At 46.9% G+C, this 7,478-nt stretch carries 6 protein-coding genes; 1 reads left to right on the top strand and 5 read right to left on the bottom strand.

Features of this window, described 5'->3' with window-relative positions:
* Positions 1-170 precede the first annotated feature (170 nt).
* Together Psfp_RS16820 and Psfp_RS16815 are read right to left on the bottom strand one after the other, a co-directional pair.
* The gene (locus tag Psfp_RS16820; protein WP_134219692.1) at positions 171-827 is read right to left on the bottom strand and encodes a nitroreductase family protein; all 657 of its coding nucleotides are present in this window, start codon (positions 825-827) and stop codon (positions 171-173) included.
* 204 nt (positions 828-1,031) lie between these two features.
* A complete protein-coding gene (locus Psfp_RS16815) occupies positions 1,032-1,469 on the bottom strand; it encodes a hotdog fold domain-containing protein (RefSeq protein ID WP_134219691.1) in 438 nt (145 codons plus the stop codon).
* Between the two features lie 717 nt (positions 1,470-2,186).
* Here Psfp_RS16815 and Psfp_RS16810 point away from each other — a divergent pair.
* Positions 2,187-2,594 (top strand): molybdenum cofactor biosynthesis protein MoaE, encoded by a 408-nt coding sequence (locus tag Psfp_RS16810; RefSeq protein ID WP_134219690.1) that lies wholly within the window; start codon positions 2,187-2,189, stop codon positions 2,592-2,594.
* A gap of 684 nt (positions 2,595-3,278) precedes the next feature.
* On the opposite strand, the gene Psfp_RS16805 is transcribed toward Psfp_RS16810, so the two are convergent.
* From Psfp_RS16805 to Psfp_RS16795, 3 genes are all read right to left on the bottom strand, one after another.
* Positions 3,279-3,626: a hypothetical protein gene (locus Psfp_RS16805; RefSeq protein WP_134219689.1), complete on the bottom strand. Its 348-nt coding sequence runs from the start codon at positions 3,624-3,626 to the stop codon at positions 3,279-3,281.
* Between the two features lie 551 nt (positions 3,627-4,177).
* Complete coding sequence (locus Psfp_RS16800) at positions 4,178-6,769, bottom strand: FtsX-like permease family protein (RefSeq protein ID WP_134219688.1); 2,592 nt, start codon at positions 6,767-6,769, stop codon at positions 4,178-4,180.
* Complete coding sequence (locus tag Psfp_RS16795; protein ID WP_134219687.1) at positions 6,766-7,449, bottom strand: ABC transporter ATP-binding protein; 684 nt, start codon at positions 7,447-7,449, stop codon at positions 6,766-6,768. The genes Psfp_RS16800 and Psfp_RS16795 overlap by 4 nt, the downstream gene beginning before the upstream one ends.
* Between the last annotated feature and the right edge of the window lie 29 nt (positions 7,450-7,478).

The raw sequence follows: 7,478 nt of genomic DNA, 5'->3' as shown, positions 1-7,478 counted from the left end.
CCCCCTTCGGCTTCCTCCAGACCCCACCGTTACCAGTGACGCCCTTGCCTACGGGTTGTCTTCCCGCTGGTTAGGTGACAGGGTTTCTTTCAACCCATCGGTGCGGCAGACATGCCGGGCAAACTAAAAGCACCCGCAAAACTCTGCAGGTGCTTAATTTAAACAAGAGCTTATTCTACAAATATTACCATTTCATCCAGAGGTTTTCTTCCAGGACTTTTTGCTTCACCATCTGGAACACCTATGGGGAGCATAGTTGCGAGAAACCAACCTTCTCTTTCAAATCCTAATTCTTCTTTAACAAGAGCCTCAATCTCCCTGTGTGCCCAATTCTGACTTGTCATGGTGCAGGAGCCGTAGCCTAAATCCATTGCCATGAGTACGCCATTTTCTACTGCAGCACCCAAACTCTGCATACCGCAGTTCTGCAGAAACAGATGATCTAATTCCTCATGCGGCATGTTTATCATTTTATATTCAGTGTATGCAGCTGGCGGTGCCGTATACGAATAGATCATCACCAGTACGGGAGCATTAAGTGCAAAGAGCGTGAAAAGCTTCGTAAACTTTTCAAACCGTGCGGCTCTTTTTTCATCGACCTCAGCAACTCTGCTGACAACTTTCGCAAGCTTTGTATTAATGACATCAGCAAGTTTATTCGTGAAATCCTTGTTTTTAACTACGATGAAATGCCAATTTTGATCGTTCTCCGCGGATGGACCTACTCGTATCGCATCAAGTATTTTCAGGATGTCTTCTTTTGGGACATCTGTATCCTTGAATTTTCTGATACTATGCCTCGAATAAATCAAATCTTTTAGTTCCACAGTCCTCTCCTCCATTCTCAAAATTCGCACCTAAACACCAATATTTTCCCTTAGTATACCATGTACACACAGTAAATTCCATGATTTTGCGGTACGTTGCACTGAAGTTTGAAACTTTAAGGCGGTTTTTGCCCCTTTCGAGCCCGCAAACCCAGTAAAGATGGGGCTGCCTCAATTTTTTATTGAGACAGCCCCTTTTTCACGCTATGGTCGGCTGCTGCCGGCCGCGGGGACCTTAAGGGGCTTGTCGCCGACCAGCACCACCGTCGACTTGCCTTCGGCGGCAACCGTGCCGTCGGCAAACGTCACCTTTCCCTCCAGTTCCATCAGCTTGCCGTTCTGGTCGGTAATCCAGCCGGTTACCGTCACCGGCTGGCCGACAAACACCGGGCGGCGGAACTGCACCTCAAGGCGGGCGGTTCTAGGGCCCAGCCCTTTGAAAAAAGGATACCCTGTCATTATTTCATCAAGCAGCGTGCTGATGATTCCCCCGTGCACAACATCACCATAGCCTTGATGTTCGGGCCCCGGGGTAAAAGCAGCGATAAACTTGTCGTTCTCCTCGCGGCAGTCGAGTTTCAGACCGATGGGGTTTTGCGTGCCGCAGCCAAAGCACCAGGGGCTGCGTTGCTCCCGTTTCATCCGATTTGCTCCTTTCGTTCGCTTCAGAGGAACCAGCATCCGTGTTTGAATAACCGGTCGGAGGACAACGCCGGCGTGCCGGCACGGCCGAAGCGACAGCCATCAGTTACAACGTATTGACGCTAATATTTTACTATTTGATGGAACACTTTACAATTGAATTGTTTTGCGTGTGCAGCATCCAGCGGCCTGAAATACTGTTCTTCCCGTGACGCTCTCCGTAACAGCCTCTTTATATCGCAGGCTGGGTTCAATGTATTTTGGAACTGCCCTGCATTTTAAGAAATAGGATTACAATAGCCTTATACTTCTTACCTTAACCGATTCGTATGACTATTCCATTTTCTAAAATGTAATAATTGTAATTTAAGCAGAAGTTAGGTGAAATCATTACTGTTTTTCGGTTGGATATCTATATAATAATTTTATACTGACCAGTTCCCGCCTCCGACACCACAAGAAATGGGCTGGCCTAAGATAATTAAGTCGGCTCATTTTTTTAGTTGAAAAACACGTCGATGCAATTTAAGATTAAGAATAATCGCAGGTAGATATGTTTCCATGGACTGCGCACGAGGAGATAGTGATTCCCCACGAAAGGCAAAAAAAGAAAGAATGTATTGCTTGTAAATATTATGACGGTATGGAATTGATTTCATGGAAACTTATTGCAGGCAGACCGCAATTATTTTTAATAAATAAGGAGTGTATTGATTTATGATTAATGAAAAAATAAAAAAAGTATCACCGTCTATCGATAAATGGCTCAAAGAAGCAAAAGCGGATCCAATGGCTTTACAGGAAGGGATGTTTTTAGTCCATAATGGCGTTGTGCGTCAGACGCCCAAAGCCAAGGTCCGCCAAGGGCTTGATGATGGTTCGTTGGTAAAAGGAATGGAATTTGCTTATGATGCAATGAAAGTGGATGCGGCGATTGCGGAAACTTATAAAATGGATGGTATCTTCTATGTTAAAGTTTGGCTAAATGAAGGCCGGCTTGAGGTTGGTGACGACATAATGTATGTACTGATAGGCGGCGATATTAGACCACATGTTGTAGATGCCCTGCAATTCCTCGTTGGAAAAATCAAAAACGAATGTGTTACGGAAATAGAGCAAAAATAATAATTGACATTAGGTCGTCCAGGCAGACATAGAAATTGCTTGTCAAAACGTTTCAAAATGGACACCTCTACAAAATTCTCCTTTTAACAACAAACCTCCGATACAAGAAAGAAATACCGACCATAAAAGGTGGGTAAGATTTTTATATGGTAATTTCAGCATACATTTCTGACCAACTCCCGCCTCCGACACCAATTGAAATGCAACGTAAACACCAAAAATTCAATCTATCTGTGATTTTGAAAAAGCCCCATAGAGGGGCTTTTTCAGTACACAACTTTATTGTCTTAGTACACAACTTTATTGTCTTAGTACACAACTTTATTGTCCAACAACAACACTGTAAATTTAAAATAATCATAACCACCCGTAAAACGGGTGGTTTGCTCTAGCCCTAAGAGGGAGAAATTATCCTCTCACTTCTTAGGACTGGAAAAGCCCTTTTTGGAGGTATCTTTTTTAAAAGGTTCAATATTTTTGGTTTGTTTCTGAGTGCAAAAAACCCGGAAGGTTTGAGTTCCTTCCGGGTATCTTTGCGCCATATTTCTTGAAGTAATCATATTCAGGCAATAGACAGCCCCGCCCGAAGGCGGGGGTGTCTCTGCCCGGAACGCGCTTATTCCCGGCAGAGCTTTCTAAGCCGCTTTAATGCCTGTTCGATTGTGTCCATAACGGTACGGTGGTTTACCCCCTCATGTTAGCAATCTGGCTGTAAGCCAGGCCGTCGAAGTAGTATAGGCGCAACCTCCGTTGCTGTACTTCGGTCAGCTTGCCGATAACTTCATACAATCGGGCGTCGCGTTCCATTCTTTCCAGCAGATCGGCGATATCCTCATATGCGGGTAACAGAGAACTTGCCAAATCTCCGTCTGTATGTACCGCAAAATCAAGGTGTCGCCTGTCCTGCCGCCTTTGGGAGCGGATTTGGCTGTCAGACTGTTCCAGCAGTTCTTTGACCGCAGTTGAAACCTCAACGCTAATCTGGCTCCCATTGGCGAGTTTATATGAAATTGTAACTAATGGCTTGTCCATTATTTTTTCCTCCCGTTCATCATGTTTGCGGATTGCTCCACAGACTATGGATGATGAACGGAGAGGGCGGGGAACGGCAGCCGGGGCAGTAAACAGGCCCGGCCCGGACTTCGGGCCAAGTTGGCCCGAAGTTACAAGATACTTTGCTGTCGGCTGGCTAAATTAAGCCGTTATGTTTCCATAGCGGCTTGATGTGCTGTTTTGAAATACAGTAATAACAAAACACGGCAACGTCCTCCTTTCACGCCGCCGTGTCCCGAAAAAGGGCGCAGTTTATCAAGCCCTCCGATATACAGAGAACGGCGGTTTTGATTTTCAAAACCGCCGTTCCTCAATGGTATATCTTTTTATGGCATAACGAACCCCCGCCGAACAACGGTTTTTTTCTTTTTCCGCTTGCGCGGCGGGTTTTTTTGCCGTATTTTATTGTGGTACAACTTCGGGCCAACTTGGCCCGAAGTTAAATCGTCTTTGGAAACGATTGCGAATCACTTGAACCCAATCACGCAGATGTTTTTTTGGCTTTCTATCAAGTCAATATCGGTTTTGAATCAAGTCATGTCATCCCGAAGCGCGTCAATAATATTTTCTCTTTTTATCTTGCTAATGGCATACAGCATTGTAATGAACACCACAAAGAGCACGCTGAACACGCTGATTCCGATACTGCCCCACGGGAACACAAAATCGATATTGTCCGCCCCGCCGACGACCATCCCTTTGTAAATCAGCCAAGAAGAGATTGCCGCTATGGGAAGCCCGAAGAGCAACGTCCTCATGCCATAAAAGGCACACTCGACATTCATCATCTTTTGGAAATCGCGTTCAGACATCCCCACAGAGCGGAGCATGGCAAGCTCCCGCCGGCGCAGCTTGATATTCGTGGAAATCGTGTTGAACACATTGGCAACCGCAATCAGCGAAATCATAATGATAAAAGTATAAGCGAACACGTTGACAATGAATATGATATTGCGGTTCTCATCAAGAAATTTATTGAGATTGTACAGGTTGTACTCGGCTGTTGTAATTCCCGCACCCTGAATCATCGCTTCCATTTTAGCCACCGATTGCGAGGGATTCTTTGACCGAAAGGTCAAGCCCTTAATAACCACATGGGTATCGGGGGTTTCAAACTTCTCTTTGAGCGAATAGGGGACCATCACCCTAAAAAAGATCGGATTCTTTGACCCGGAGTTTTCTAGGATCGGGAGTGTATCAGGCGGCACGGTCTCGACAAACGTAATGCTTACGTTTTGCCCCTGTTCCATCTTCGGCTTGCCATTTGTTTCGGGAGCGATGGTAAAATTCATGGAAGAACTCTTGAACATATCAATAAACTCGTCAACCTCATGCTCCCGATTGGCTTTCATGTGGCTTGTCAGTTTGGCAACGGCGATCATTTTCGCATTTTGCCCGGTATATTCCTCTGCGGGCAAGCCCAAGCCTTTGATAATATTCAGATAGGCGCTGTCCTCAAGAAACTGGATTTCCATTGGCAGATTAACCGTTTCGTCCGGCGAATGTGAACCCGCGTATTCCCAGTAATAGTCTGAAAGATCGCTTGCTTTGGCAGCGCATGAATACTTCATAAGCGCTTGATACGAGCTTTCGTAAACACCGTCGGCGGTTTTTAGTTTGTCGTAAAGCGGCAACATTTCGCTATCCTCCATGTCCTGCGTGGCAAAACCGATGTCATAGGTAGTACACACTGCTGCCCGCTCCGAAAACTGTTGCAAATACGTTACAAAAGCACTAGCCGATATAAACAGCACGACGCTTAAAACAAGTGATAGCACAATGCTGCGATAGCGTCTCTTGTTCCTCTTAAAGTTCTTTAACGCAAGAGTACCTTCCAAGCCGTAAATGCGCTCCGCAAGCTTTGAAGTTTTCACGGCTTTGGATTCGATTTTGACCTCGTTCGTCTGGCGAATACTCTCCATCACGGGAGTGCTTGCGGCCTTCCTGGCCGGGATATAGGCCGAAATCAGAATTGTAACCATGCTGACCGCCGCCGCAACGACAATCGCGGGGGCGGACACCGTCAAGGTTAAAGGTACGGCGCTGTAGGCAATGCTCCCGAAATTCCTGGCGACAACTGAAATCACAATCCCGATGCTGCCTATGCCAACGATAACGCCAATCGGTATACCGACCGCACCGATACAAAGCCCCTCAAACAGCACCGAATTTCGCAGCTGCCTCGCTGTGGCTCCCACCGACGAGAGAATCCCGAACTGGCGTGTACGTTCGTTCAGCGAGATGGTGAATGCGTTATAAATCAGAAAAATCGAGCCTATCATGATGATGGCGACCACAATGCCGCCAACCGCGTACAGAAGCGCGTTGAACACGTTATTGTCGGAAAGGCCCATGAAGCGCAACACATTATCGTTAAAGACGTAAGCTTGGGTTCCGGCTGTGCTGCTTGCGTAAGCGTGAACCCCACGCGGGTTTTTAAGCGTAACAAATATGCTGAAGTTGTCCGCTTTGTCTTGTGTATCTGCTTTCGTTATCAAGGTATATCCCGGCGCGGAAGATTCCTCAAAGCTGGGGCTTTGGCAGATACCGACAATCGTGTAGGTTCTCTTGGCTTTTGGCACAAGAGTTTCTTTCCCGGAAATGTAAGGGTCGTGTTGACCGAGATTTTTATTTCCGTCCATGCGGCTTCCGACAGCAAGTGTAAGCTTGTCGCCCACCGCGAATTTAACGCCGCCGTTTGTAGCGACGCGCCCCGAAACAACAATCTCCCCACTGTTTTTCGGCAATCTGCCTGCAGCCAGGGCTATGGGCAAGGTATCAAAGGCTTTCTCGCTGTATCCGGCTATAAAAAGATACGGTTTGTCCGGGTTTTTCCCGCCGTCAAGTTTTGCGTAGCCGATATTTTCAAATGTTGCGGTGTTTGCAACTCCATCGTCGTGGGTTCGTTCCTGTACGAAAGAAGAAGGGACGTCCAAAAACTCAACGTGCCAACCGCCGTATTTCTGGGCCGCGCCGTTTGCCATATAGTTCAGCAAGGAAACGCCAAAGGTGGCTACAGCCGTGATCATGGCGGCGGACAGAATAACTCCGATCACCGTTACAATCGTTCGTGTGCGGCTCTTTTTCATGCTTTGCAGGGTAACTTTGTTGAAAATGTTCATGGCCGCATCCTCTCATCTCTCACTACTTTGCCGTCTGATATGCCAATAATGCGGTCTGCTTGCAGGGCGATATTTTCATCATGCGTGACGAGGAGCAGGGTCTGCCCATATTTTTTATTGCTTTCTTTCAGCAGTTTGATGATTTCATGTCCATTTCGGCTGTCCAAACTGCCCGTGGGTTCGTCGGCAAGCATGACCGCCGGGGCGTTCATCAAAGCGCGTCCTATGGAAACGCGCTGTTGCTGACCGCCCGAAAGCTGATTGGGTAAATGCGTTTTGCGGTCTTTTAGCCCAAGCATTTCGAGCAGGTCATTCAGCCGTTCCTCGTTGACCTTGCGCTTGTCCATCAGGATAGGCAAGGTGATGTTTTCCACCACATTCAGAGTGGGAATGAGGTTGTGAAACTGGTAAATCAGCCCAACCTGCCGCCTGCGGAAAATGGCCAGCTTTTCATTGCTTTGGGCATATACATCCTGCCCGTCCAAATACACCTTTCCGCTTGTCGGCACGTCCACGCCGCCGATGATGTGAAGCAATGTGGATTTGCCAGAGCCGGAGGAACCGATGATTGCGGTAAACTCCCCCTTTTCGATTGTAAGCGAAACATGGTCAAGCGCGGTAACTTGATTTTCGCCCTTACCGTAGACCTTGCATAAATTTTCAATTTTTAAAAACTCCATTATGTGAGTCTCCTTTTTCATGGTTTACC

The organism is Pelotomaculum sp. FP (assembly GCF_004369245.1).
GTDB lineage: Bacteria > Bacillota > Desulfotomaculia > Desulfotomaculales > Pelotomaculaceae > Pelotomaculum_C > Pelotomaculum_C schinkii.
Note: the sequence above shows the minus strand (reverse complement) of the source record. Positions and strands in the feature narration are given on the sequence as shown.